At 69.7% G+C, this 25,444-nt stretch carries 21 protein-coding genes; 11 read left to right on the forward strand and 10 right to left on the reverse strand.

From position 1 onward, the window contains the following. Positions 1–21 precede the first annotated feature (21 nt). Positions 22–1,842, reverse strand: coding sequence for an Hsp70 family protein (locus ACEYYH_RS04755; RefSeq protein WP_374977117.1), 1,821 nt, complete (start codon positions 1,840–1,842; stop codon positions 22–24). 428 nt (positions 1,843–2,270) lie between these two features. Between ACEYYH_RS04755 and groES the strand changes: the two genes are divergently transcribed. Both groES and rarD read left to right on the forward strand, forming a co-directional pair. Next, on the forward strand, positions 2,271–2,567 hold the full coding sequence (gene groES / locus ACEYYH_RS04760) for a co-chaperone GroES (RefSeq protein ID WP_045275440.1): 297 nt from the start codon (positions 2,271–2,273) through the stop codon (positions 2,565–2,567). A gap of 260 nt (positions 2,568–2,827) precedes the next feature. Continuing rightward, entirely contained in the window at positions 2,828–3,742 is a 915-nt protein-coding gene (gene rarD, locus ACEYYH_RS04765; RefSeq protein WP_374978159.1) for an EamA family transporter RarD, read from the forward strand. A gap of 3 nt (positions 3,743–3,745) precedes the next feature. Here rarD and ACEYYH_RS04770 read toward each other — a convergent pair whose 3' ends face one another. The 3 genes from ACEYYH_RS04770 to ACEYYH_RS04780 are packed head-to-tail and all read right to left on the reverse strand — an operon-like array spanning position 3,746 to position 6,641. Further along, a complete protein-coding gene (locus tag ACEYYH_RS04770) occupies positions 3,746–4,075 on the reverse strand; it encodes a metal-sensitive transcriptional regulator (RefSeq protein WP_374977118.1) in 330 nt (109 codons plus the stop codon). 11 nt (positions 4,076–4,086) lie between these two features. Beyond that, complete coding sequence (locus tag ACEYYH_RS04775) at positions 4,087–6,435, reverse strand: heavy metal translocating P-type ATPase (RefSeq protein ID WP_374977119.1); 2,349 nt, start codon at positions 6,433–6,435, stop codon at positions 4,087–4,089. Next, on the reverse strand, positions 6,432–6,641 hold the full coding sequence (locus ACEYYH_RS04780) for a heavy-metal-associated domain-containing protein (RefSeq protein WP_116194369.1): 210 nt from the start codon (positions 6,639–6,641) through the stop codon (positions 6,432–6,434). The genes ACEYYH_RS04775 and ACEYYH_RS04780 overlap by 4 nt, the downstream gene beginning before the upstream one ends. Positions 6,642–6,951: 310 nt before the next feature. On the opposite strand from ACEYYH_RS04780, the gene ACEYYH_RS04785 reads away from it, so the two are divergent. Beyond that, positions 6,952–8,226 carry an ABC transporter substrate-binding protein gene (locus ACEYYH_RS04785; protein WP_374977120.1) on the forward strand — a complete coding sequence of 425 codons (1,275 nt, stop codon included), beginning with the start codon at positions 6,952–6,954 and terminating at the stop codon, positions 8,224–8,226. A 137-nt stretch (positions 8,227–8,363) separates the two neighbouring features. Here the strand turns inward: ACEYYH_RS04785 and ACEYYH_RS04790 are convergent, their stop codons facing one another. The 4 genes from ACEYYH_RS04790 to ACEYYH_RS04805 are packed head-to-tail and all read right to left on the reverse strand — an operon-like array spanning position 8,364 to position 12,428. Next, the gene (locus ACEYYH_RS04790) at positions 8,364–9,101 is read right to left on the reverse strand and encodes an ABC transporter ATP-binding protein (protein ID WP_374977121.1); all 738 of its coding nucleotides are present in this window, start codon (positions 9,099–9,101) and stop codon (positions 8,364–8,366) included. After that, positions 9,098–10,195 (reverse strand): ABC transporter ATP-binding protein, encoded by a 1,098-nt coding sequence (locus ACEYYH_RS04795; RefSeq protein WP_374977122.1) that lies wholly within the window; start codon positions 10,193–10,195, stop codon positions 9,098–9,100. Before ACEYYH_RS04795 ends, ACEYYH_RS04790 begins: the two co-directional genes overlap by 4 nt. Further along, positions 10,185–11,165: a branched-chain amino acid ABC transporter permease gene (locus ACEYYH_RS04800; protein ID WP_374977123.1), complete on the reverse strand. Its 981-nt coding sequence runs from the start codon at positions 11,163–11,165 to the stop codon at positions 10,185–10,187. Before ACEYYH_RS04800 ends, ACEYYH_RS04795 begins: the two co-directional genes overlap by 11 nt. A 9-nt stretch (positions 11,166–11,174) precedes the next feature. Continuing rightward, positions 11,175–12,428, reverse strand: coding sequence for a branched-chain amino acid ABC transporter permease (locus ACEYYH_RS04805; RefSeq protein WP_374977124.1), 1,254 nt, complete (start codon positions 12,426–12,428; stop codon positions 11,175–11,177). Positions 12,429–12,786: 358 nt separating this feature from the next. Between ACEYYH_RS04805 and guaB the strand changes: the two genes are divergently transcribed. After that, complete coding sequence (guaB, locus tag ACEYYH_RS04810) at positions 12,787–14,289, forward strand: IMP dehydrogenase (protein WP_374977125.1); 1,503 nt, start codon at positions 12,787–12,789, stop codon at positions 14,287–14,289. Positions 14,290–14,504: 215 nt separating this feature from the next. Here guaB and ACEYYH_RS04815 read toward each other — a convergent pair whose 3' ends face one another. Next, the gene (locus ACEYYH_RS04815) at positions 14,505–15,611 is read right to left on the reverse strand and encodes an FAD-dependent oxidoreductase (protein ID WP_374977126.1); all 1,107 of its coding nucleotides are present in this window, start codon (positions 15,609–15,611) and stop codon (positions 14,505–14,507) included. A 133-nt stretch (positions 15,612–15,744) separates the two neighbouring features. Here ACEYYH_RS04815 and ACEYYH_RS04820 point away from each other — a divergent pair, with 133 nt between their 5' ends. Continuing rightward, a complete protein-coding gene (locus tag ACEYYH_RS04820; protein WP_374977127.1) occupies positions 15,745–16,368 on the forward strand; it encodes a TMEM175 family protein in 624 nt (207 codons plus the stop codon). A gap of 76 nt (positions 16,369–16,444) precedes the next feature. Here the strand turns inward: ACEYYH_RS04820 and ACEYYH_RS04825 are convergent, their stop codons facing one another. After that, complete coding sequence (locus ACEYYH_RS04825; RefSeq protein WP_374977128.1) at positions 16,445–17,923, reverse strand: MFS transporter; 1,479 nt, start codon at positions 17,921–17,923, stop codon at positions 16,445–16,447. Between the two features lie 96 nt (positions 17,924–18,019). Between ACEYYH_RS04825 and ACEYYH_RS04830 the strand changes: the two genes are divergently transcribed. The 6 genes from ACEYYH_RS04830 (at position 18,020) to ACEYYH_RS04855 (ending at position 25,443) form a co-directional block, all read left to right on the forward strand. After that, positions 18,020–18,688 (forward strand): TetR/AcrR family transcriptional regulator, encoded by a 669-nt coding sequence (locus tag ACEYYH_RS04830; protein WP_374977129.1) that lies wholly within the window; start codon positions 18,020–18,022, stop codon positions 18,686–18,688. Positions 18,689–18,870: 182 nt separating this feature from the next. Continuing rightward, positions 18,871–19,155 (forward strand): DUF2277 domain-containing protein, encoded by a 285-nt coding sequence (locus ACEYYH_RS04835; protein ID WP_116194361.1) that lies wholly within the window; start codon positions 18,871–18,873, stop codon positions 19,153–19,155. Positions 19,156–19,316: 161 nt separating this feature from the next. Next, on the forward strand, positions 19,317–21,005 hold the full coding sequence (locus ACEYYH_RS04840; protein WP_374977130.1) for an ABC-F family ATP-binding cassette domain-containing protein: 1,689 nt from the start codon (positions 19,317–19,319) through the stop codon (positions 21,003–21,005). Positions 21,006–21,210: 205 nt separating this feature from the next. Further along, the gene (locus ACEYYH_RS04845; RefSeq protein ID WP_363435362.1) at positions 21,211–22,329 is read left to right on the forward strand and encodes a GuaB3 family IMP dehydrogenase-related protein; all 1,119 of its coding nucleotides are present in this window, start codon (positions 21,211–21,213) and stop codon (positions 22,327–22,329) included. An 80-nt stretch (positions 22,330–22,409) separates the two neighbouring features. Continuing rightward, positions 22,410–23,216 (forward strand): SURF1 family protein, encoded by an 807-nt coding sequence (locus ACEYYH_RS04850; RefSeq protein ID WP_374978160.1) that lies wholly within the window; start codon positions 22,410–22,412, stop codon positions 23,214–23,216. Between the two features lie 271 nt (positions 23,217–23,487). After that, positions 23,488–25,443 carry a fibronectin type III domain-containing protein gene (locus tag ACEYYH_RS04855; RefSeq protein ID WP_374977131.1) on the forward strand — a complete coding sequence of 652 codons (1,956 nt, stop codon included), beginning with the start codon at positions 23,488–23,490 and terminating at the stop codon, positions 25,441–25,443. Position 25,444 lies beyond the last annotated feature (1 nt).

Genomic DNA, 25,444 nt, shown 5'->3' on the forward strand with positions numbered 1-25,444 from the left:
TGAACCCGTCGCTGGCCGACGTCAGGGCACGGGCTCGAAGGTCGGGCTCGGCTCGGGCGCCGGCTCGGTGGGCGCGGGATCGGCCGGGGGCGGCGGGTCAGCGGGCGGGGCCGGTTCCTGGGTGGGCTCCGGCTGGGGTTCCTGCGTGGGCTCCGGCTGGGGTTCCTGCGTGGGCTCCGGCTGGGGTTCCTGCGTGGGCTCCGGCTGCGGTTCCTGCGTGGGCTCCGGCTGCGGTTCCTGTGTGGGCTCCGGCTCCGGGTCGGCACCGGTGGTACCCGTGCCGCCGGTCCCGCCGGTGCCTCCGGTCCCGCCGGTGCCTCCGGTCCCGCCGGTGCCTCCGCTGTCGCCCGTGCTGCCTGTGCCGCCCGTGCTCCCCGAGCCGGGGCTGGGGGCGGGCGAAGCGCCCTTGGTGGGACGAGGCGCCGGTGCGGCTTCTGTGGTCGTGGTGGTCGTGGTCGTGGTCTTCTTCTGCGGCGTCGCACCCTTGCGCTGCGGATTGGCCGCACGCGGGGCCGGCTGCTCGGTGACGGGGGCGGCGGTGTCGGGAGCCGGCTGCTGCGCCTCCGGGGTGCCCGCCTCGGGGACGACCAGCTCGTCGGTGGGTTCGGGCGTCGGCTCGGTCGAGACGGTGAAGAAACCGTTCAGCGCCCCCGTGCCGGCCGTGAGTGTGCTTCCGAACACGATGGCGGCAGCGACGACGACCGCGCCGCCCGCGATCGCGACGATGTGCCGGGCGCTGGGCGCAGAGGAGGCTGCCACGACAGGACCGACCGGGGCGGGGATGCCGCGCTCGACGGGGGATCCCGCGAGCTCCAGCTCGGCGGCCGAGGCCGACGTGCCATCGAAGATGGCCAGTTCGCTGGACACGCCCAGCTGCGCGTCGGTCGAGCGGACGAGCGCAGTACGGGCAGCGCCGAGCGCGATCGACGACTTCGGGTCGGCGTCGATCGCGGTCGGGCGGCCGAACCGCTCGGAGAGGCCCTGGGTGACCAGCGGGATCCGCGACGAGCCGCCGATCAACAGGATGGACTCGACCTGATCAGGGTCGATGCTCGCGTCCTCGAGAGCATCCTCGAGAGCGTCGATCGTCTTGGCGAGCGATTCGTCGATCATGCTCTCGAACTCCGCGCGCGTCAGCCGCACGCTCGAGCGGCCACCCGCCAGAAGTACCGGGATCACGACGTCCGAGTCGAACGAGAGGGCCTCTTTGGCGTCGACGCACTCGCGACGCAGCTGGGAGAGCGCGATGCGGGAGTCGGCGGAGGCGTCTTGAAGTGTTTCGGCAGGGACTTCCGCCGTGCGCAGCACGTGACGCAGAACGGCGTCGTCGAAGTCCGCGCCGCCGAGATTGTCAATGCCGACGGGCTCGCCCACGAGGTCGAAGCTGGCTTCGTCCTTGCGCAGCACCACGCAGTCGAACGTGCCGCCACCGAGGTCGTACACGGCGAGGATCTGACCGTCTTCGACGTTGCGGGACGCATCGTAATGACGTGCGGCCGCCTCGGGCTCGGTGATGAAGGCGACGTCGCTCACGCCGATCGCCTCGAGCGCGGAGCGCACCAGGCCGATGCGGTGCGGGCCCCACATCGCAGGGTGTGTCAGGGTGACGCCCTCCGGGCGCGCGCCTTCGCGCTCCGCCACCGTGTCGATCACATCCGCGACGGTCCGCGCGTACAGCTGCTCCGCGGGGATCGAGTGTCCTCCGACGACGATCGGGATCTCATCCCCGATGCTCCGCTTGAACTCGCGAATCAATCGCTCAGGCTGCGTGACTCCGCGGCGCTCCGCGGCATCACCGAAGAGCAGCTCACCGTCCTCGGCGACGAAGACCACGGTTGCCACGCTGTCGCCGCGGCGACCGAGCGGGAAAGAGGAGGTGACGATACTGCCGTCGGGAGCGAGTCGTGCTGTTGCTGCTCCTACTCGGCTGGTCCCGACATCAACCGAGAGGAAATAGGTTTCCACGCTGAAACGCCCCCACATCGTTGCGTGCGAGCTCCCCCGACCTCGCATCGGCTGCCTTAGTTTCGTTCCCCACGGAAGAGCGGCCGACGCTTGCGATGATACATCCGCTTCGAAATCGCCCTCAAGGGGTTGGTCGCTTTGCGAAGCGTCGGTGTCACGGGGCGAAGCAGCAGGGTCGCAGCATCCGTGTGACGACTCATTGGCACTCACGTTGCATGAGTGCCAGCCGGTTGCCTAGACTGACGTAAGCACTCTCAACGTCAGAGTGCTAACGAGTCTTAGTCTCAAGAAAGAAGAGGTAGACCGTGTCGGTTTCCATCAAGCCGCTCGAGGACCGCATCGTCATCAAGCAGGTCGAGGCCGAGCAGACCACGTCCAGCGGTCTGGTCATCCCCGACACCGCCAAGGAGAAGCCCCAGGAGGGCGAGGTCGTGGCGGTGGGCCCGGGTCGTATCGACGACAACGGCAACCGCATCCCGCTCGACGTCGCCGTCGGCGACCGCGTGATCTACAGCAAGTACGGCGGGACCGAGGTCAAGTTCGGCGGCGACGAGTTCCTCGTCCTGTCGGCTCGCGACGTCCTCGCGGTCGTCGTCCGCTGAGTTCGGCGCACCGCGCGAAACGAGAGGGTCGGATGCTTCGGCATCCGGCCCTCTCGTCGTTCCCGGTGGCAGGAATCACGTCACGGACGACGGAGAACGGATGCTGCGAGCCCCGGGCAGCGGGCCGGGCGCGAGGTGGGCGGGCGTAGGCTGACTCAGTGAGCCACCCGCAGTCCTCCCCGTCGGAACCCACCGCTGTGGACGGGCTCGACGACTCGACGGCGCTCGACCTCGGCGTCACGACCGGCACGCGTCGGATCGTGAGCGACGCGGCCCAGGCCCGGGAGCGCAATCTCGGCGGGATCTTCACGTTCTCGGCGTACCTGCTGTGGGGCTTCCTGCCGCTGTACTTCCTGCTCCTCGCGCCGACCGGGCCGTGGGAGATCGTGGCCTGGCGCATCCTGCTGTCGCTCGTCTTCTGCGCCCTGCTGCTCACGGTGACCCGCACGTGGCCACGCCTCGCCGCGATCTTCCGGCAGCCGAAGGTGCTCGGGCTCACCGTCATCGCGGGCCTCTTGATCTACGTCAACTGGCAGGTCTTCATCTACGGCGCGCTCAGCGGCCACGTCATCGAGACCAGCCTGGGCTACTTCATCAACCCGATCGCCACCGTGCTCCTGGCGGTGCTGGTGCTCCGCGAGCGCCTGCGCACGACCCAGTGGGTCGCGATCGGCATCGCCGCGGCCGCGGTGCTCGTCATCGTGATCGGCTACGGCGCCTTCCCCTGGATCGCGCTCACGCTCGCCGCATCCTTCGGTCTGTACGGCCTCGTGAAGAAGAAGGTCGGCCCGTCGGTGGACGCGGTCAGCGGCCTCACGCTCGAGACGCTGTGGCTCTCGCCGATCGCCGTGGTCGTCCTCGTCATCGTCGGTGCGACTGAAGGTCTGACGATGGGTGCGTTCGGATGGCAGCACACCGTGCTCCTCAGCCTCACCGGCGTCATCACGGCCGTGCCGCTGCTGCTGTTCGCGGCGGGTGCGCGCCGGGTGTCGCTCACCACGATCGGGCTGATGCAGTTCGTTGCGCCGGTGCTGCAGTTCCTGGTGGGCTGGCTGGTGCTCGGCGAGCCGATGCCCCTCGAGCGCTGGATCGGCTTCGGCCTCGTGTGGGTGGCCCTCGTCGTCCTCACGGTCGACTCGCTCATCCACGCCCGCCGCACGCGCGTCGCGGCGTAGGGCTCAGCGCACGAGGCGGGCGATGGCCTGCGTGGCCTCGGTGATCTTGGCGTCGGCCTCCGCGCCGCCCAGGCGCGCAGCATCCACCACGCAATGGCGAAGGTGGTCGTCCAAGAGGCCTACCGCGACGGCCTCGAGGGCGGAGGTCAGCGCGCTGATCTGCGTGAGGATGTCGATGCAGTACTTCTCGTCCTCGACCATCTTGTGGATGCCGCGGGCCTGACCCTCGATGCGCTTGAGGCGGTTGAGGTACTTGTCCTTGTCGGTGATGTAGCCGTGGTGGGCGTGGTCGTCGGCGTGCGAGTGGGAGTGCTCGAGAGCGATGTCGGTCATGTCGGACTCCTTCAACGGTCAGTGGTCGAGAGGCTGCGGAACCGGCGCAGGCGCAGGCTGTTGCCCACCACGAAGACGCTCGAGAACGCCATCGCCGCTCCGGCGATCATAGGGTTCAGAAGGCCCAGGGCCGCCAACGGGATCGCGGCCACGTTGTAGGCGAAGGCCCAGAAGAGGTTGACCTTGATCGTGCCGAGGGTGGCGCGGGAGAGGCGGATCGCGTCGGCCGCGCTCCGCAGGTCGCCGCGGACCAGGGTGATGTCGGAGGCCTCGATCGCAGCATCCGTCCCGGTTCCCATCGCGAGGCCGAGGTCGGCCTGCGCGAGCGCGGCGGCGTCGTTCACGCCGTCGCCGACCATCGCGACGACGCGGCCCTCGCCCTGGAGCTCGGTGACGACGGCGACCTTGTCTTGCGGAAGCACCTCGGCGATCACGCGCTCGATGCCGACCTCGTCGCCGATCGCGCGCGCCGCGGCGGCGTTGTCGCCGGTGAGCAGCACCGGCGTGAGGCCGAGGGCCTTCAGCTGGGCGACGGCCTCCCGGCTTGTGGGCTTGACCCGGTCGGCGACGACGAGGAGTCCGTGCACCGCGCCGTCCCAGGCGGCGAGCACCGGGGTGCGGCCGAGCGCCTCGGCTGCAGTCTTCGCGGCGGCCAGGTCGTCGGGGATCGTCAGCGCCCAGTCCGCGAGCAGGGCCTCGCGGCCGACGAGCACGGCGTGGCCCTCCACGACCCCCGAGACGCCCTTCCCAGGAATGCTCTGGAACGACTCGACGTGGGGGAGGGCGCCGGCCTCGGCGGCGGCGGCACGGGCGATCGCCTGCGCGATCGAGTGCTCGGAGGCGTGTTCCAGGGCGCCCGCGAGGCGCAGCACCTCGGCGCGGGCGGCGGACGCCTCATTCGTGTGGGGGTCGAGCGAGCCCGCGACGACGACGTCGACGAGCGACATGCGGCCGCTCGTGACGGTGCCGGTCTTGTCGAGCACGACCGTGTCGACGGTGCGCGTGGACTCGAGCACCTCGGGGCCCTTGATGAGGATGCCGAGCTGCGCGCCGCGGCCGGTGCCGACGAGCAGCGCCGTCGGGGTCGCGAGACCGAGCGCGCACGGGCACGCGATGATGAGCACCGCGACGGCGGCGGTGAACGCCATCGCAGCGGGGGCGCCGGTGAGCAGCCAGGCCGCCAGCGTGCCGAGCGAGATCAGCAGCACGATCGGCACGAAGACGCCCGAGATGCGATCGGCCAGCCGCTGCACCTTCGCCTTTCCCGACTGGGCGTCCTCGACGAGCCGCGCCATCTGCGCGAGCTGCGTGTCGTCGCCGACGCGGGTCGCGCGCACGACCAGCCGGCCGCCCGCGTTGACCGTGGCGCCGACGACAGGGTCGCCGGGCGCGACTTCGACGGGCACCGATTCGCCCGTCACCATCGAGGCGTCGACGGCGGAGGTGCCGGAGGTCACGATGCCGTCTGTGGCGATCTTCTCGCCGGGGCGCACGACGAACTCCTCGCCGACGCGGAGGTCGGCGACGGGCACGCGCACCTCGACGAGGGCGGGGACTTCGGGGGAGCCGATCCCCGGCATGCCGAGTGAGACCTGACCGGCGGGGGCGCCCGCGGGGCGCAGCACCGCGACGTCCTTCGCGCCGATCTCGAGCAAGGCGCGCAGGGCCGCGCCCGCGCGGCGCTTCGACCGCTGCTCGAAGTACCGCCCCGCGAGCACGAACGTCGTGACGCCGGCGGCGACCTCGAGGTAGATGTCGCCCGCGCCGTCGCTGGGGGTGACGGACCACTCGAACGTGTGCGTCATGCCCGGGAGCCCTGCGTGCCCGAAGAACAGCGCGTACAGCGACCACAGGAATGCGGCCGAGACGCCGAGCGAGATCAGCGTGTCCATCGTGGCCGCGCCGTGGCGCAGGTTGATCCAGGCAGCACGGTGGAACGGCCACGCGCCCCACACCACCACCGGCGCCGCGAGCGCCAGCGACGCCCACTGCCAGTACGTGAACTGCACGGCTGGGATCATCGCCAGGAGGATCACCGGCACCGACAGCACGACCGACCCGATGAGCCGCTGCCGGAGGCTCGTGAGCTCCGCGTCGGCGGGCGCCTCGGTGGTGGGCTCGGTCGCCGGCGGCGCGGGGAGAGCGGCCGTGTAGCCGGTCTTCTCGACCTCCTCGATGAGCGCCTGCGGGTCGAGTCCGGCGGGAACGGTGACGAACGCCTTCTCCGTGGCGTAATTGACGGATGCCTCGACCCCGTCCATCCGGTTCAGCCGCTTCTCGATCCGCGCGGCGCACGACGCGCACGTCATCCCGCCGATCTCGAGTTCGAACCGGGCGGCGGGGATCGAGGCCTCGCTCATGCGCGGACCGCGCTGTAGCCGGCCTCGTCGACGGCCGCGATGACGGCGTCGTCGGCGAGCTCGGCAGCGGAGACGATCTTGAGCGTGCCGGCGGCGGCGCTCACCTGGACGTCCTGGACGCCCGCGAGCTTCGACACCTCGCCGCGCACGGACGCCTCGCAGTGCCCGCAGCTCATTCCTGTCACCGTGTACTCGGCCTCAGCCATGACTTCTCCTCTGTCGATCGGGGATGGATACCCCTGAGGGGTACCGCTCACCACAGTGTATACCCACGAGGGGTATGGCGGTCCGGCGCGAGGAGGGCGTTCCCGGTGTCGAGCCACGTGGTACGCAGTCCCGGGTTATCCACAGCGCGGCGGGTCGATCGGCGTCCGGAATTACGGTCCGATCACGGTTTTCAATCCGTTACAGATCGTTAACGAACGGCAACATTGCGGACCCCTGCCGACGATTAGGTTTAGTGCACTGGGTCGGCGCCCGAGCCGTTCCCGTTGTCAATACACAGCAAGGAGCAACATGAGCGTCTTCACCCGCTCGCGTACGACCACCGTCCTCGGTGGCATCGCGCTCGTCGGCGCCAGCGCCCTCGTCCTCGCCGGCTGCGCCGGTGGCGGCGGCGACGAGCCCACCGAGTCCGCAGCCCCCACCGAGGAGCTGTCCCTCAAGATCGGCACGGCGCTGCCGCAGACCGGCAACCTGGCGTTCCTCGGCCCGCCCGAGGAGGCCGGCGTCGCATACGCGCAGTCGCAGATCAACGACTACACCGAGACCAGCGGCCTCGACCTCGAGGTCGTCTTCGGTGACTCGGGCGACACCGACAACAAGGCGTACGAGACCGAGATCCCGCGCCTGCTCGGCGAGGACGTGTCGGCCATCATCGGCGCGGCGTCGTCGGGTACGTCGCTGCAGTTCATCGACCAGGTGGTCGGCGCCGGCGTCATCCAGTTCTCGCCCGCGAACACGTCGGACGCCTTCACGACCTACGAAGACAACGGGCTCTACTTCCGTACTGCTCCGTCGGACGTCCTTCAGGGCGAGGTCCTCGGAAACCTGATCGCCGAAGACGGCAACCAGACGCTCGGCATGATCGTGCTGAACGACTCGTACGGCACCGGCCTGGCCGGCTATGTGAAGGAGGCCTTCGAGGCCGCGGGCGGCGAGGTCGTCGCGGAGCCGACCTACAACACGGGTGACACGTCGTTCGACGCGCAGGTCTCGGAGGTCCTCGCGGCCGACCCCGACGCAATCGCACTGATCACGTTCGAAGAGGTCACGACCATCCTCCCGTCGCTGTTCGGCCAGATCCCGCCCGAGAAGCTCTACTTCGTCGACGGCAACCTGTCGAACTTCGACGACGAGGGGTTCCCGGCCGGATCGCTCACCGGCGCCAAGGGCACGCTCCCCGGTCTGTCGATCGACTCGATCTCTGCGTTCACCGACGAACTCGATGCCTTCGTCGAGGGCGAGGGCATGGAACCGCTGACCGAGTACAGCTACGCGGCCGAGTCGTTCGACGCGACGGTCCTTCTCGCGCTCGCCTCGCTCGCCGCTCAGTCGACCGAGGGCACCGCAATCGCGGAGAAGCTCGTCGAGGTCTCGGGCGGCAGCGGTGACGGCGAGAAGTGCGACACGTTCGCCGCGTGCGCCGACATCATCCTCGGTGGCGGCACGGCCGACTACGACGGCATCTCCGGCCCGATCACGTTCGACGAGGTCGGCGACCCGACCGAGGCGTCGATCGGGATCTACGAGTACCTCGACGACAACACCTACGTCGCGTACGAGGGCTGATCCTTCCTGATCAGGAGCCCCGGGTCTTCGGACCCGGGGCTCTTCGTGTTCCAACGGCAGTGCGGGCTTCCACGCCGGAGCGACGAAAGGGACGGATGCCGAGGCATCCGTCCCTTTCGTAGCACGTGTGTGCGGTGTCAGGTGCCGAGCGTGCCGAGGTAGAGCTCGGTCACCTTCGGGTCCTGCAGCAGCTCGCGACCCGTGCCGGTGTACGCGTCGCGGCCCTGGTCGAGCACATAGCCGCGGTCGCAGATCTGCAGGCAGCGGCGGGCGTTCTGCTCGACCATGATGCAGGTGACGCCCGCCTTGTTGATCTCGGAGACGCGGATGAAGGCCTCGTCCTGCCGGACGGGGGACAGGCCGGCCGAAGGCTCGTCGAGCAGCAGCACCTTGGGGTCCATCATGAGCGCACGGCTCATCGCGACCATCTGCCGCTCACCGCCCGAGAGCGACCCGGCACGCTGCTTGAGGCGCTTGCCCAGCTCGGCGAAGATGCCCGTCACGAACTCGAGGCGCTCTTTATAGACGCCGGGCCGCTGGTAGAGGCCCATCTGCAGGTTCTCTTCGATCGTGAGGCTGGGGAAGACGTTGTTCGTCTGCGGGATGAACCCGACACCGCGCCCTACCAGCTTGTTGGCCTTGAGGCCGGTGATGTCCTCGCCCTCGAGCGAGACGGTTCCGCTCCGCACGTTGACCTGACCGAAGATCGCCTTCAGCAGCGTCGACTTCCCGGCGCCGTTGGGTCCGATGATGCCGATGAGCTCGCCCTGGTGGGCGACAAGCGAGCAGCCGTTGAGGATGTTCACCCCCGGCAGGTAGCCGGCGTGCACGTCGTCGACGAAGACGACCGGGGTCTGGGTGCTGGTGACGCTCATGAGCGGTCCTTCTTGTCTTCGTCCGACCGATCGGTGGACTGACCTGCGTCGTCGACGGGCTTCTCCGCGGCGCTGTCGGGGGCGCCGTCGGCCGAAGCCGCAGCGACACCCTCCTCTTCGGCGATGCCGGCGTCGACGAGAGCCTGGGCATCGGCGCTTGCGCTGGCGGCAGCATCCGTCGTCGCGTCCGCGTCGATCACATCGATGCGGCCGGTCACGACACCGAGGTCGAGCTCCTGGTGCGCGCCGAGGTACGCGTCGATGACCGCGGGATCCCGCATCACCGTGTACGGATCGCCCTCGGCGACGATGCGGCCCTCGGCCATCACCACGACCCAGTCGGCGATGTGCCGGACCATGTGCATGTCGTGCTCGACGAAGAGGACGGTCATGCCCTCGTCCTTGAGGTCCAGGATGTGGTCGAGCAGCGACTGTGTGAGCGCAGGGTTGACGCCGGCCATCGGCTCGTCGAGCATGACCAGCGTGGGCTTCGTCATCAGCGAGCGGGCCATCTCGAGGAGTTTGCGCTGACCGCCCGACAGGCTCGCGGCGAAGTCGTCCGCCTTGGCATCGAGCTTGAACTTCTCGAGCAGGCGGATCGCCTGTTCTTCGATGTCGTCGTCCTGCTTGCGCCACAGCGCAGGGATGAGGCTCGCCCAGAAGCGCTCGCCGCGCTGTCCTGTCGCGCCGAGCTTCATGTTGTCCATGACGGTGAGCAGCCCCAGCGCCTTGGTCAGCTGGAACGTGCGGACAAGGCCCATGCGGGCGACCTTGTACGCCGCGACGCCCGAGAGGTTGTGCCCGTCGAAGCTCCAGGTGCCGCTGTCAGGCTTGTCGAAGCCGGTGAGGAGGTTGAACAGGGTCGTCTTGCCCGCCCCGTTGGGGCCGATGAGCGCAGTGATCGCCCCGCGGGGGATCTCGAGGTGGTCGACGTCGACGGCGGTGACACCGCCGAACGAGCGGCGGACGTCGTCGGCGACGATGATCGGATCGACCTTAGGCACGCCAGGGCCGGCGTCTCCGACGTGGAGGCCGGTCGTCTTCGGGCGCGCGACCGGGCCGGTGGCGGTCTCGGGTGCGCTGTTACTTGACAAAGGTCAGCTCCTTCTTGTTGCCGAGGATGCCCTGCGGCATGAAGATCACGAGCAGCATGAGCGCGACACCGACGAGGATGAAGCGCAGGATGCTCGCCTGGATCTGCGACATCCCGAAGAGGAGGCCGGCGGACGCCATGGCCGGCAGAACGTTCGAAAGGAACGTCTGCAGCGCCCAGAAGATGAGCGAGCCGAGGATGGGGCCGAAGACGGTCGCCGCGCCGCCGAGCAGCAGCGCCGTCCACACGAAGAATGTGAGCGACGTGACGTAGACGCCGGGGCTGACCGCCGAGGGGAGGGCGTAGACGATTCCACCTGCCGCGGCGATCATGCCGCCCAGCACCAGGGACTGCATCTTGTAGGAGAAGACGTTCTTCCCCAGCGAGCGCACGGCGTCCTCGTCTTCGCGGATGCCCTTGAGCGTGCGCCCCCACGGGCTGCGCATCAGCATCCACACGACCATCACGGCGATCACGACGGTGATGATGCCCATGATGCGCACCCACCACTGGGTCTCGTTGTAGGTCCAGGGGCCGAACCCGTAGGTTCCTGGTGGGATCGGGTTCGAGGCACGGAAGCTGGCGTGGTACCCGCTGAGTCCGTCGGCCGAGCCCGTGACGTCGTCGAACGCCGTCGTGAGGAACATCAGTCGCAGCACCTCGGCCGCCGCGATCGTCACGATAGCGAGGTAATCGCCGCGCAGTCGAAGCGTCGGGATGCCGAGGATCAGGGCGAACACCGCCGAGGCGGCGAGACCGACGAGCGCGGCCAGCCACCACTCGAGCCCGAACGTGAGGATGGAGATCGCGTAGCCGTAGGCGCCGATGGCCATGAAGCCGGCGATGCCCATGTTGATGAGGCCCGCATACCCGAAGTGCACTGCGAGGCCGAGGGCCGCGAGCGCATAGCCGAGGGTCGCCGGGCTGATGATCGACGATGCCGTGTTGGAGAGAATCTGAAGCCAGTCCATGGTCGTTCCTTATCCGATCCGCTCGCGTCGTCCGAGGATGCCCTGCGGTCGCAGCAGCAGGATGAGGATGAGAATGAACAGTGCGCTCGCGTACTTCAGATCGGCGGGGATCCACAGGCTCGACACCTCGACGAGGACGCCCACGATGAGAGCGCCGACGAGTGCGCCGTACGCGGTCCCCAGACCGCCGAGCACGACGGCGGCGAACATCAGGAGCAGGATCTGCGCGCCCATGTCCCACCGGATGCCCGGTCGGTAGAAGGCGTACAGGATTCCGGAGAGGCCGGCGAGTGCGCCGGCGACGACCCACACGACGCGGACGACGAAGTCCACGTCGATGCCCGACGCCGACGCCAGCGAGGGGTTGTCGGAGATGGCTCGCGTCGCCTTACCCAGCCGGGAGCGTGTGAGCCAGAGGGCGAACGCGACGATCATCGTGACCGAGATCGCGATCGACACCATGTCGAGGATGCTCATCTGCACGGCCCCGAACAGCGGGATCTTCTCCGCAGCCGCGCCGGGCAGCTGCAGCGTTCCGCCGCCGATGAAGAACTGGTAGGTATACCGAAGGGCGAGGGAGAGGCCGATGCTCACGATCATGAGCTGCACGACGCCGACTCGTCGCCGCCGCAGCGGCCGCCACAGGCCCATGTCCAGGACGAGTCCCAGCAGCGCACTGAGGATCACCGCGATCGGGTAGCCCAGCCACCAGGGGAAGGCGAGGCTCGCCGGAGCCACCAGCACGAAGCCCATGATCGCGCCGAACGTCACCATCTCACCGTGGGCGAAGTTGGAGATGCCGGTCGTGCCGTACACCAGCGAGAGACCGATCGCGGCCAGCGCCAGCATCAGGCCGAAGCTGATGCCCTGGATGAGGCGTTGCACGAGCTGATCCCAGAAGCCGGTGACGTTGCGCTCGCCCTCGCCGATGAAGAAGTTCACCGTGACGCGGCCGCCCGCGCCCATCGTCACCTCTTTCTCGTTCGGGGTGTCGTCCTCGTCGTCGACGACGGCGATGCCCTCGGGGAGGGTCTCCTCGTTCAGCGTCACCGTGTACTCGGCGTTGCGCTCGGGGACGCCGACGCGCCACTGGCCGTTTTCGTCGGTCTCGACGGTCTGCTCGCCGCCCGGCCCATCGATGGTGAGCTCGACGCCCTCCAGAGGCTCGCCGTCGAGCTGGACATTGCCGCTGATCCGATAAGGATCGTCCTCGGCCGCCAGCGCGGGAGTCGTGGCGGCGAAGACGCCCAGCACGACGAGCATCAGTGCGAAGAAGACGGCGGCGACACGTGCTCTAGCGACGCGTCTCGTGGTCGCAGTCGTAGGACCCACAGAACCTCCAGTTCGGCACACCACGCGGACACCGAAGCTCGGGTCGCATCGGCCGTGATGACGACGCTACGACTGTAATGTGTCGTCACTGTTTCGCCCAAGGTCCCATGTGGATAAGTGATCCGATCGCAACCGGACAGCGCTCGCCGCCTCGCGCGCGCCCGTGTGCCGTTATCCCGGGAACAAACGGGGCCTGCCGACGCTTAGAATCGAGTACGGAGCGTCACGAGCGCACCGGCCGCCGCCGTCCACCCCCGAGAGCACGCGCGCGCCCGCGCGAGGAGACCCCATGGAGCACAACGACCCCTTCGGCTTCGTCGGACTGACCTACGACGATGTGCTGCTGCTGCCCGGCCACACCGACGTGATCCCCAGCGAAGCCGACACCTCGTCCCGCGTGACGCGACGCATCACCGTCGCGACCCCGCTCATCTCGAGCGCGATGGACACGGTGACGGAGTCGCGCATGGCGATCGCGATCGCCCGCGAAGGCGGTCTGGGGATCATCCACCGCAACCTCGCCATCGAGGATCAGGCGTCGATGGTCGACCGCGTGAAGCGGAGCGAGTCGGGCATGATCACCGACCCGATCACGACCACCCCCGACGCCACGATCGAAGAGGTTGACTCGCTCTGCGCGCAGTACCGCATCTCGGGTCTTCCGGTCGTCGACGACGAGAACCACCTCGTGGGCATCGTCACGAACCGCGACATGCGCTTCGTCTCGGGCTTCGAGCGCCAGACCACCAAGGTGCGCGACGTCATGACGACCGACGGCCTGGTCACCGGCCGCGTCGGCATCAGCGCCGGCGAGGTCATCGCCCTCTTCGCGCAGCACCGCGTCGAGAAGCTGCCGCTCATCGACGAGCACGGCACGCTCGCGGGCCTCATCACCATCAAGGACTTCGACAAGAGCGAGAAGTACCCCCTCGCCACCAAGGACGAGCAGGGTCGCCTCCGCGTCGGCGCCGCCATCGGCTTCTTCGGCGACGCGTGGCAGCGCGCTGAGGCGCTGCGCGACGCCGGTGTCGACGTCATCGTCGTCGACACCGCCAACGGCCAGTCGCAGGGTGTCATCGACATCGTCCGCCGGCTCAAGGCCGACGCGAGCTTCGACCACATCGACGTCATCGGCGGCAACGTCGCGACGCGCGAGGGCGCGCAGGCGCTCATCGAAGCGGGAGTCGACGCCGTCAAGGTCGGTGTCGGCCCGGGGTCGATCTGCACCACCCGCGTCGTGGCCGGCGTCGGCGTGCCGCAGGTGACCGCTGTGTACGAGGCCTATCTCGCCGCGCGCGAAGCCGACATCCCGGTCATCGCGGACGGCGGCCTGCAGTACTCGGGCGACATCGCCAAGGCGCTCGTCGCCGGTGCCGACACGGTCATGCTCGGCTCGCTTCTCGCCGGCACCGACGAGTCGCCGGGCGAGATCGTCTTCCAGGGCGGCAAGCAGTTCAAGCAGTACCGCGGCATGGGCTCGCTGGGTGCGATGCAGACCCGCGGCAAGAAGACGTCGTACTCGAAGGACCGCTACTTCCAGGCCGACGTCCCCACCGACGACAAGCTCATCCCCGAGGGCATCGAGGGTCAGGTCGCCTATCGCGGCCCCGTCTCGGCCGTCGCCTACCAGCTCGTCGGCGGCCTCCGCCAGTCGATGTTCTACGTCGGCGCCCGCACGATCGAAGAGCTCAAGGCCAAGGGCAAGTTCGTCCGCATCACCGCGGCCGGCCTCAAGGAGTCCCACCCCCACGACGTGCAGATCGTCGTCGAGGCTCCCAACTACAAGAAGTAATCCTCTTCGGAACACGGATGCTGCGACCCGGCGCACTGCGCGGGTCGCAGCATCCGTCTGCCGCAGGCCTACGCGCATCCACTCGACACGTTGCGCACGACTCGACACGTTCAGCGCGCGCGAAACACGACGACTCGTGCGAGACACCGCGAGTCGCGCAATGGCCGCTGCTCACAACGCCGGCAGGTCGGAGGATGGATGCCGCGGGGCCGGGCTCACGCGAGGCGGAAGGGTGGCGCCGCCCGCGCGGAGTCGTCGGTCGCGAGGTCGGCGAGGACCGAACCGATGGCGGGGGTGAACTTGAAGCCGTGGCCGGAGAAGCCGGCGCCGACGACGATGCGGCCGCGGCGGTCGAGGATGAAGTCCTGCGAATCCGTCGAGGTGTAGGTGCAGCTGATCGGCTCGGCCGAGTCGGGGTCGAGGCCGGGGAACCACTCGGCCACGTAGTCGCGCAGCTGCGCGGCCCGGGCGGGCACCGGGCGGAACGTGCGCGCGTCGGGGTCGACGACCGGCCCGACGAGATGGAAGCCCACCTTCACCCCCTCGCCGGGCGTCGGCATGCCGTACACGTTCGCGGGGTACCGCTCGGGCGGCAGGAGGTGGTTGAACGACGGCCACACCGGGTCGGCGGCGATCGGCGCGAAGTGCGCGGGGCTCTCTTCGGTCACGGTCAGCCGGGGGAGGGGAAAGGACGGGGGAAGGATGCCGCGGCTCCAGGCTCCCGAGGTCACGACGACGGTGGCGGCCACGATGTCGCGGCGCTCGCCGCCGGCGTCGACCGTGAGTGCGACGCCGTCGTCCCGCTCGTCGAGCGAGACCACGCGGTGCCCGAAGCGGACGTCGGCTCCGTGGCCGCGCGCCCCGCGCTCGAGCGCCTTGAGCGCCGCGGAGGCGCGCACCACTCCCGCGTCGGGCGTGAAGAGCACGTCGCCGGCGAACCGCATACCGCCCCAGCGCCGTGCCGCCTCGTGAGCGGTGAGCACCTCGGCGCGCTCGCCGCCGGCCAGGAGGGCATCGTGCACGTCGGCGACGACCGCGTCGTCGCCGTGCGTCAGCAGGCCGTGCAGCCGTAGCAGTGGTTCGCCGGTCGAGCGCGAGAGCTCGTCCCATCCGATGCGGGCGAGGGCGAGCAGGTCGAGGTAGTGCGCCGCCGCGTAGGCGTTGTTGAAGTTGCGGGTCGCACCGTGCGAGGCGCCGCGCGTGTGACCCCGTTCGAACCGCTCGAGCGCGACCACGCGGTGGCCGCGGCGCGCGAGCTGCCACGTCGTCGCGAGGCCCATCGCACCCGCGCCCACCACGACGTACGGAACATGCTCGGTCACGCGGGCCTCCCCGGTCTCGGATGCCCAGGGGCGCAGCATCCGTCTCCATCCAATCGCACCGCGCGCCGGTGCCGAGGGGGCGGTGACGGAGTGTGACGGGCGCCGGCGCGGATGGTGTCGCTACCCTGGCGCCATGATCAGACAGCGGCGGCACCCTCTGGCGACGCAGCGCACCACGCGTCTCGAGGCGTTCACCGATGGCGTCTTCGCGATCGCGGCGACGCTGCTCGTGCTCGATCTGACGCAGCACTCGCTCGGGAAGGTCGACTCCGATGCCGAGATGTGGGCGGCGCTCGGCGGCATGTACGAGCTGTTCCTGAACTTCGGACTGAGCTTCGTGCTGCTGTGCCTCATGTGGATGGTGCACGTCCAGCAGTTCGAGCACCTCGCCCGGGTCGACGCGACCACGGTGTGGCTGAACAACGCGCGCCTGCTGTTCATCGTGCTCGTGCCGTTCGCGACGAACCTGACGACCGAGTACTCCGAGTGGCTCGCCGGCCGGCTCGCCATGCCCGTGACCTTCTTCCTCGCCATCCTGTTCAGCTGGCTGCAATGGGGGTGGGCGGTGCGGCAGCGCGAAGCGCTCATGCCCGACATGAGCAGAGCGGATGCCGTCGCCTACGGCCGCAGCTCGCTGAGCGCGCTCATCATCTCGGCCGCCGTCGTGGCGGTCGCGCCGTGGGTGGGGTCGCTGGCGTTCCTCCTCTTCTTCCTCGACGGCCTGCTGACCCGCGCCCTGCGCGGCAAGGGCGACTGACGCGCCGCGCCGGACGCGGTGATGTCGACGGATGCCTCGGCCCGAGGCATCCGTCGACATCCGCGCCTGCGGTGCCTTACGGAGCGGTGACGAGTTCGGACGCCTCGGCCGCGGCCGCGGCCGCGACCTCGGCCTCGGACGAGCCCGGGGCGGCAGCATCCGTCCCCTTCCCGGAGGGGAGCCACAGCGCCACGATCGTCGCGGCGAACAGCACCGCCGCACCGGTGAACACCGCGGGGCGTGCGGCATCGACGTACAGGTCGGGGAGGAGCTCGCCGCCGGCGCTGACGAAGATCGCGGTCATCACGGCGGTGCCGAGGGCGACGCCCAGCTCACGCACGGTGGAGTTCACGCCCGACGCCTTGGCGTGGTCGATGAGTCCGAGGGTCGCCAGCAGCGCCGTCGCGGACGGGGCGAACACGAGCGCCATGCCGACACCGGCCATGATGAACGGCGCGATCAGGGTGGGGTAGTCGAGGTCGGTCGACATGACCGCGGCGATCCACGTGAGCGCGATGCCCTGCAGGGCGAGGCCGAGCACGAGCAGGATGCGGGTGCCGACACGCGGAGCGAGGATGCCGGCGATCGGTGCGACGATCATGGGCGCGAGCGTCCACGGGGTGGTCTGCACGGCGGCCTCGAGAGGCGTGGATCCCTGCACGACCTGCAGGTACTGGATGAGGATGAACACCGCGCCGAAGGTGCCGAAGCTGAACGCGAACCCGACGATGTTGGTGATCGAGAACGAGCGGTCGCGGAAGAGGCGCAGCGGCATGAGCGGCGCGGTCGCGCGGGTCTGCCACCACAGGAACGCCCCGATGAGCAGGGTGCCGAGCACGATCTCGGCGATGACCCCGACGGAGTCCCAGCCGTCGTCGTTGCCGCGGACGATCGCGTGGACGAGCGCGAGCACGCCGGCGGCTGCGAGCAGCGCGCCGGGAACATCGATGCGCGCGCGGGCGCCGAAGTCGTTGTTCAGCACGACGAGCGCGAGGGGGATGGCGATGATCGCGACGGGGACGTTGATCCAGAAGATCGCCTGCCAGGTCCAGCCCTCCATGATCGCCCCGCCGACGAGCGGGCCGACGGCGACGCCGAGACCCGAGACGCCGCCCCAGATGCCGATCGCGAGCGCGCGTCTGGCCGGGGCGACCGCGCCGCTGAGAAGCGCCAGCGACAGCGGCATGACGCCTGCGGCGCCGAGGCCCTGCACCGCGCGGGCGGCGATGAGCTGACCCGGATCCGTGCTGAGCGCGGCGAGCACCGAGCCCACGCCGAACACGGCGATGCCGATCGCGAAGAGGGTGCGGCGGCCGAACCGGTCGCCGAGCGCCGAGGCGATGAGGATCGCGCCGGCGAACGCGAGCGTGTACGCGTTCACGAACCACTGCAGTTCTTCGACGCTCGCGCCCATCTCCTGGTGCAGCACCGGGAGCGCGTTCGTCATGACGAGGTTGTCGAGCGTGGCCATGAACATCGGAAGGGATGCTGCGGCCACCACGAGCGCGAACGGCCGGGCGCGGCGCGGGGCCGCGGTGAGGGGTGATTCGGTCATGGGAGGCTCCGGTTGTTATCGAATGATTACCTATTGGAGGACAATGTAGTAATCGACTGATTACAAAGTCAAGTCATTCGCTGATAACCTTTCGGCATGACACCTGCAGGAGCGCATGGCGCCGTCGTCGTGGACGAGCCGGCCGAGACGGGCAAGCGCCTGTCGTCCGAGGAGCGGCGTCGCCAGATCCTGGTGGCCGCGCTCGCCGTGTTCGGCGCCCGGGGCTACGAAGGTGCGACGACCGACGAGGTGGCCCGGGCGGCCGGCGTCAGTCAGCCGTACGTCGTGCGGCTGTTCGGCTCGAAGGAGAACCTCTTCCTCGCGGCGCTCGACGACGCCCTGGCACGCATGCTCGCGAGCTTCCGCGCAGCGCTCGCCGACGAGACCCCGCACGACCCCGACATCACGCCCGAGAAGGCCGCCGCCAAGCGCATCGGGCAGGCCTACGTCGACCTCATCGAGGTGCGGGGTCTCCACCAGACGCTCGCGCACGCCTACCTGCTGGGCAGCCACCCCGCCATCGGCGCCGCGGCGCGCCAGGGGTTCGCGAAGGTGTGGCGGTTCTTCCGCGACGAGATGGGGCTCGACACCGACGAGTCGCGCGCGTTCATGGCCGAGGGCATGCTCATCTCGACGATGATCGGCCTGCGCATCGTGGACGACTACGGCTCCGACCCGCAGATCACCGAGCTCTTCCGCTCCTGCTTCCCGACCGAGCTGCCCCACGTGCTCGAGGTCCTCCCGCGCGGCACCGACCGCTGGTAGGCCGCTCCGTTCGGATGTGACGGATGCTGCGGGCCGCAGCATCCGTTCACATCACGTGTTCTCACCGAGTGCATGCGTCGCTCGCGCGCACAACGGGTCGCCTCGGTGACAGCACGCTATGTGAACGAGGGACGAATGCTGCGCCCTGGCCCGCGTCGGGGGCGCGGCGTAGGGTCAGGGGCATGTGCCGGAACATCCACACACTCCACAACTTCGAGCCCGCCGCCTCGTCCGAAGAGGTCCACGCCGCCGCGCTCCAGTACGTGCGCAAGATCGCGGGCACGACCAAGCCGTCGAAGGCGAACCAGGAGGCCTTCGACCACGCCGTGCACGAGATCGCGCACATCACGCAGCACCTGCTCGACGATCTCGTCGCCGTGGCACCGCCGAAGAACCGCGAGGTCGAGGCGGCCAAGGCGCGCGAGCGCGCGATCAAGTCCGGCCGCTACGCCGCCCCCGCCGCCTGACCTCACCCGCCGCGTTCCCCCGCTCGTTGAGCGAGCGAGGAACGAGCGAGTCGAAACGCGCTGGGTATCCGCGATACTCCTGACGGGACGCGACCGGTGGGATAGTCTGGTCGGCTCCCTGGACGGCGACGAGTGCCGCACCGGAGCAGACAGGGAACACCGTGGGGTACATCGACATCGCCGCCGTCTCGTATGCGCTGCCGGACGGCCGGCCGCTCCTCGACGAGGTCTCGTTCCGCGTGGGCGAGGGGTCGACGACGGCGCTCATCGGCCAGAACGGCGCCGGCAAGACCACGCTGCTGCGCATCATCCGCGGTGACGCGCCCGCGCTCTCGGGCGTCGTCTCGATCGACGGCGGACTCGGTGTGATGGACCAGTTCGTCGGCCACGGCGAGGCCGGGCAGACCGTCCACGACCTCCTCATCTCCGTCTCGCCCGACCGCGTGCGCCGTGCCGCGCGCGAGCTCGAGGACTCGGAGGCGGCGATCATCGAGCACGACGACCTCGACACGCAGATGCGGTACGCCGGCGCGCTCGCCGACTACGCCGAGGCCGGCGGCTACGAGTACGAGACCGTCTGGGACACGTGCACGACGACGGCTCTCGGCATCCCCTTCACGCGTGCCCGGTTCCGCGAACTCGCCACGCTGTCCGGCGGCGAGCAGAAGCGGCTCGCGCTCGAGGCACTGCTCCGCGGCCCCGACCAGGTGCTGCTGCTCGACGAGCCCGACAACTACCTCGACGTGCCCGGCAAGCGCTGGCTCGAGGAGCGCCTCCGTGAGACGAGCAAGACGGTGCTGCTCGTGTCGCACGACCGCGAGCTGCTGGCCCGGGCGGCCGACCGCATCGTCACGCTCGAGGCGGGCGGCGCGGGCAGCACCGCCTGGGTGCACGGCGGCGGCTTCGGGACGTATCACCGGGCACGGGAGGATCGGATGCTGCGCCTCGACGAGCTGCGCCGCCGCTGGGACGAGCAGCACGTCAAGCTCAAGGAGCTCGTCGCGACCCTCAAGGTGAAGGCCACCGCGAACGACACGTTCACCTCGCGGTACCGCGCCGCGCAGACGCGCCTGCGCAAGTTCGAGGAGGCGGGTCCGCCGCAGGAACGCCCCAAGGAGCAGGACCTCGACGTGCGCCTCCGCGGTGCGCGCACCGGGCGGCGCGCGGTCGTGGCGGAGCAGCTCGAGCTCACCGGGCTCATGAAGCCGTTCGACCTCGAGGTGTGGTTCGGCGACCGCGTCGCGGTGCTCGGCTCGAACGGCTCGGGCAAGTCGCACTTCCTGCGACTGCTCGCCCGCGGCGGCACCGATCCCGACGGCCGGCTCGGGCACGTGACCACCACAGGCGCGGGACTCGACCCGGTGGCGCACACGGGCCGCGGGATCCTCGGCGCCCGCGTTGTGCCGGGGTGGTTCGCGCAGACCCACCGCCACCCCGAGTTCGACGGCAAGACGCTGCTCGACATCCTCCATCGCGGTGAGGACGCCCGCGCCGGCCTGCCCCGCGAGGCGGCGTCGAGCGCCCTCGACCGCTACGGGCTCGTCGCGCAGGCCGAGCAGACCTTCGACAGCCTGTCGGGCGGGCAGCAGGCGCGTTTCCAGATCCTGCTGCTCGAGCTCTCCGGCGCGACGCTGCTGCTCTTGGACGAGCCCACCGACAACCTCGACCTCGTCTCGGCCGAGGCACTGCAGGACGCCCTCGCTCGCTTCGAGGGCACAGTGCTCGCGGTGACGCACGACCGCTGGCTCGCGAAGTCCTTCGACCGCTTCCTCGTCTTCGGCTCCGACGGTCGTGTCTTCGAATCGAACGAGCCGGTCTGGGACGAGTCCCGCGTCGCCCGCGCACGCTGACGAAGTCTCGAACGGATGCCGCATGCCCGAGGCATCCGTCTCGCCTCTCCTCTCCTCTCCTCTCTCTGGGTTTGGGGCGCATTCTCTCCGTTGGGGCGCATCTTCTGCGCCCCAACGGAGAGAATCCGCCCCAAACCCGGAGAAGGACAGGTGAGGAGCCGGATCGAGTCGTGAGAACCCCGGAAGGTAGGGTGGACGCGTGAGCATGGACATCGAACTCGGCCGGGCCAAGCGCGCGCGCCGCGCCTACTCGTTCGACGACATCGCCGTGGTGCCGTCGCGGCGCACGCGCAACCCCGAGGACGTCTCGACCACGTGGACGATCGACGCCTTCAGCTTCGACATCCCGGTGCTGGGCGCCCCGATGGACTCGGTCGTGAGCCCGCGCACCGCGATCATGCTGGGCCAGCTCGGCGGCCTCGGCGTCCTCGATCTCGAGGGCCTCTGGACCCGCTACGACGACCCCGAGCCGCTGCTCGCCGAGATCGCCGGCCTCGAGAAGGCCGCCGCGACCCGCCGCATGCAGGAGCTGTACGCCGAGCCCATCAAGCCCGAGCTCGTGCGTGATCGTCTCGCCGAGATCCGGGCGGGGGGAGTCACGGTCGCCGGATCCCTCACCCCGCAGCGCACGCAGGAGCTGTACGAGACCGTCGTCGCCGCGGGTGTCGACCTCTTCGTGATCCGCGGCACCACGGTCTCGGCCGAGCACGTCTCGTCGGTCGACCAGCCGCTGAACCTCAAGAAGTTCATCTACGACCTCGACGTTCCCGTCATCGTCGGCGGTGCCTCGACCTACACCGCTGCCCTGCACCTCATGCGCACGGGCGCGGCCGGCGTGCTCGTCGGCTTCGGCGGGGGAGCCGCGTCCACCACGCGTGCGACCCTGGGCCTTCATGCCCCGATGGCGACCGCGGTCGCCGACGTCGCCGGCGCGCGCCGCGACTACCTCGACGAGTCGGGCGGCCGCTATGTGCACGTCATCGCCGACGGCGGGGTGGGCACATCGGGCGACATCGTCAAGGCGATCGCGATGGGCGCCGACGCCGTCATGCTCGGCGTGGCGCTCGCGCGGGCGACGGATGCTCCGGGCCAGGGCTTCCACTGGGGCCCCGAGGCGCACCACGCCAAGCTTCCGCGCGGTCGCCGCGTGAAGGTCGACCAGGTCGCGTCGCTCGAGGAGGTCCTCTACGGCCCGGCGCCGGTCGCCGACGGCACCGCGAACCTCATCGGGGCCCTCCGCAAGTCGATGGCCACGACCGGGTACTCCGACCTCAAGGAGTTCCAGCGGGTCGAGGTCGTCGTCGCGCCGTACGCCGCGGGATGACGGATGCCATGACCGACCCCGACCCGACGGGAGCGGCCGACCTCGCTCCCGAGGTGTTCCCGCCGACCCTTCGCGAGGTGATGCTGCGCCCGCGATGGATCGGGATGCTGCTGCTCTGCCTCGTCGTCGCGGGGGTGTTCGCGTGGCTCGGGCAGTGGCAGCTGGGTCGTGCGGTGCAGACGAATCCGGTGCCGCCGGGGGCGACCGAAGAAGTGCAGCCCCTCACGGACGTGGCGCTGCCGGGCGAGTACCTCCCCGAGCCGCTCGTGGGACAGCGCGTCGAGACGCGCGGTACCTGGGTCCCCGAAGACTTCATCGTCGTTCAGTCGCGCTACAACGACGGTGTCGAGGGCTACTGGGTGACCGGGCAGCTGCGGATCGACCCCGAGGTGAGCGCCACGGTCGGACCCACGTCGGTCGCGGTGGCGCTCGGGTGGGCCGCCTCGGAGGAGGACGCGCGCGCGGCCATCGCACAGCTCGAGGACGCAGCATCCGTCTCCGAAACCGTCGAGGTGACCGGCCGCCTGATCTCGGACGAAGGGCCGTTGCTCCCACCCCGTGGCGAGGACCCGCAGACGCTGACCCGCATGTCGCCGGCCGCGCTGCTCGGCCAGTGGCACGACGTCGACGCCCTCTTCGTGTATCGCCCGTACATCGCTTCGATCGACGCCTTCGCCGGCCTCGACGCGATCTCATCGCCGGCGCCGCAGGACGGGTCGGGCCTCAACTGGCTCAACATCTTCTACGCGGTCGAGTGGGCCGTGTTCGCCGGCTTCGCCTTCTACCTCTGGTACCGCCTCGCGAAGGACGCGTGGGAGAAGGAGGTCGAGGACTTCGAGGACGACCGCCGCGAGTCCGGCGGCGACCCCGAGCCCGCGACATCCTGAACCCGGACCAACAATTCCGCGGCTGCGACAGGAATCCTCACGGCTTCAGGTGAACGGAATCCGACGGGACGGAGAAGCGCCGAGGGCCGCGCGAGATTCATCCGCGTGAATGTTTCGGGCGCGGGTGAACACTCGGGGAAGAGCCGGGGAACCGTCCGGATTTGGTGTCGCCGCTTCGCAAGACTCGCCTCGGGCCCGCCATGTGGCGGGCCTGCGCCTTGCGCGCCGACCGAGCCGCCCCTGAGCCGGCTCCTTCGAGAGGTGATCACGCGTGCCCCGAAACGCTCGCCCCGCACTGATCACGGCAGGTGCCCTTGCCGTGGCCGTGGGTCTCAGCACGATGGGTGGAGGTGTGGCCGTCGCAGCAGGTGGCGGCCTCGCGCCGCCCGCCGTCAACCCCGCGACCGTCCACAAGCCCACCGCCGTACCGGACCGGGTCATCCTGACTCCGACGACCACGCCCACGACCAGCCAGTCGGTCACCTGGCGCACGTCGGACGCTGTCACCTCGCCGCAGGTGCAGTGGGCGCTGAGCGGCCCGAGCCTCGTCTCGGGTGCGCAGACGCTCGCCGCCACCACGAACACCGAGTTCGACGCGAACCTCGGCTACAAGGTCGCACACCACTCCGCGACCATCGAGGGGCTCGCGGCCGACACGACCTACGTCTATCGCGTGGGCGACGGCGAGACGTGGAGCGAATGGCTCGAGTTCACGACCGCCGCTGACGAGGTTGGCGGTTTCAGCTTCCTCGTGCAGGGCGACGCCCAGAACGACAACAAGGCGTACACGTCGCGCTCGTTCCGCGCTGCGTTCGAGGCGCGGCCGTACGCGCGTGCTGTCGTGCACGCCGGCGACCTGATCGACACCGAGACGAGCGACGCCGAGTGGGGCGAGTGGCATGAGGCCGCCGCGTTCTCGAATCAGTACCTCAACGTGATCGCATCGACGGGCAACCACGAGTACTACCCCGGCCCCGACCTCTCGCGGTACTGGGGCGCGCAGTTCGAGTACCCGAAGAACGGGCCCGAAGGTCAGCCGACGCTCGCCGAGACGGTGTACTACACCGACTACCAGGGCGTGCGGTTCATCAGCCTCGACAGCACCCAGGCGATGGGCACGCAGTCACGCGCCGCGCAGACGGCCTGGCTCGAGCAGGTGCTCGCCGACAACCCGAACCCGTGGACCGTCGTCAGCTTCCACCACCCGGTGTTCTCGGTCACGAGCGGCCGCGACAACGCGCAGCTGCGCGAGTCGTGGCTGCCGATCTTCGAGGAGTACGACGTCGACCTGGTCGTGCAAGGTCATGACCACGCCTACGGGCGCGGCAACCTCGTCGCGAACGAGCAGAACCTTCCGGAGGGGACGGATGCTGCGACCAGCCACACCGGACCCGTCTACCTGGTCAGCGTCGCGGGGCCGAAGATGTACGTGCCGGATCCCGAGGACGACAACAACTGGAGCAACAACGGCGCGAACCTCCGGGTGATGGGCCGCGACGTGCAGCTGTTCCAGACGGTCGACGTGACCGACGACGGGCGCATGCACGTCGAGGCGCGCACCGTCGACGGCGCGCTGTTCGACGCGTTCACGATCACGAAGGACGCCGACGGCGACAAGGTCGTGACCGATGACGAGCTGTGGGCGGGCGGCCCCGGATCGAGCCGCGACGGCGTCGAGCCCCCGGCGCTGCCGACCGAGCCCGGTGAGCCGGGAGAGCCCGGTCAGCCCGGTGAGCCCGGTGAGCCTGGTGAGCCCGGAGAACCCGGTGAGCCTGGAGAACCCGGTGAGCCCGGAGAGCCGGGAGAACCCGGTGAGACCGGCAAGCCCACGCTGACCCTGAGCGACTCGTCGGTCGCACCCGGCGACACGCTCTCGGTCACGGCGGCTGGATTCCTGGCGGGTGAGCGCGTCTCGATCGAGCTGCACTCGACGCCGGTCACGCTCGCGCTGTCAACCGCGACCGACGCCGGCGCCGTGTCGGCGACGGTCACGATCCCGCAGGACACGACCGCCGGCGAACACCGGATCGTGATGCGCGGGCTCGAGTCGCAGCGCACCGTGAGCGCCGACATCATCGTGACCCGCCCCGCGGGAAGCGGCGCCGCCCAGCTCGCCACCACCGGCACCGAGCTGCCGATCGCGCTCATCGCGATCGGCGGCCTCCTCGCCGCCGGCGGCGGCGTCCTCATCACCCGCACCGTCCTCCGCAACCGAAAGGCCTCCTGAG

It is taken from the genome of Microbacterium trichothecenolyticum (assembly GCF_041938625.1).
Classification (GTDB): domain Bacteria; phylum Actinomycetota; class Actinomycetes; order Actinomycetales; family Microbacteriaceae; genus Microbacterium; species Microbacterium trichothecenolyticum_D.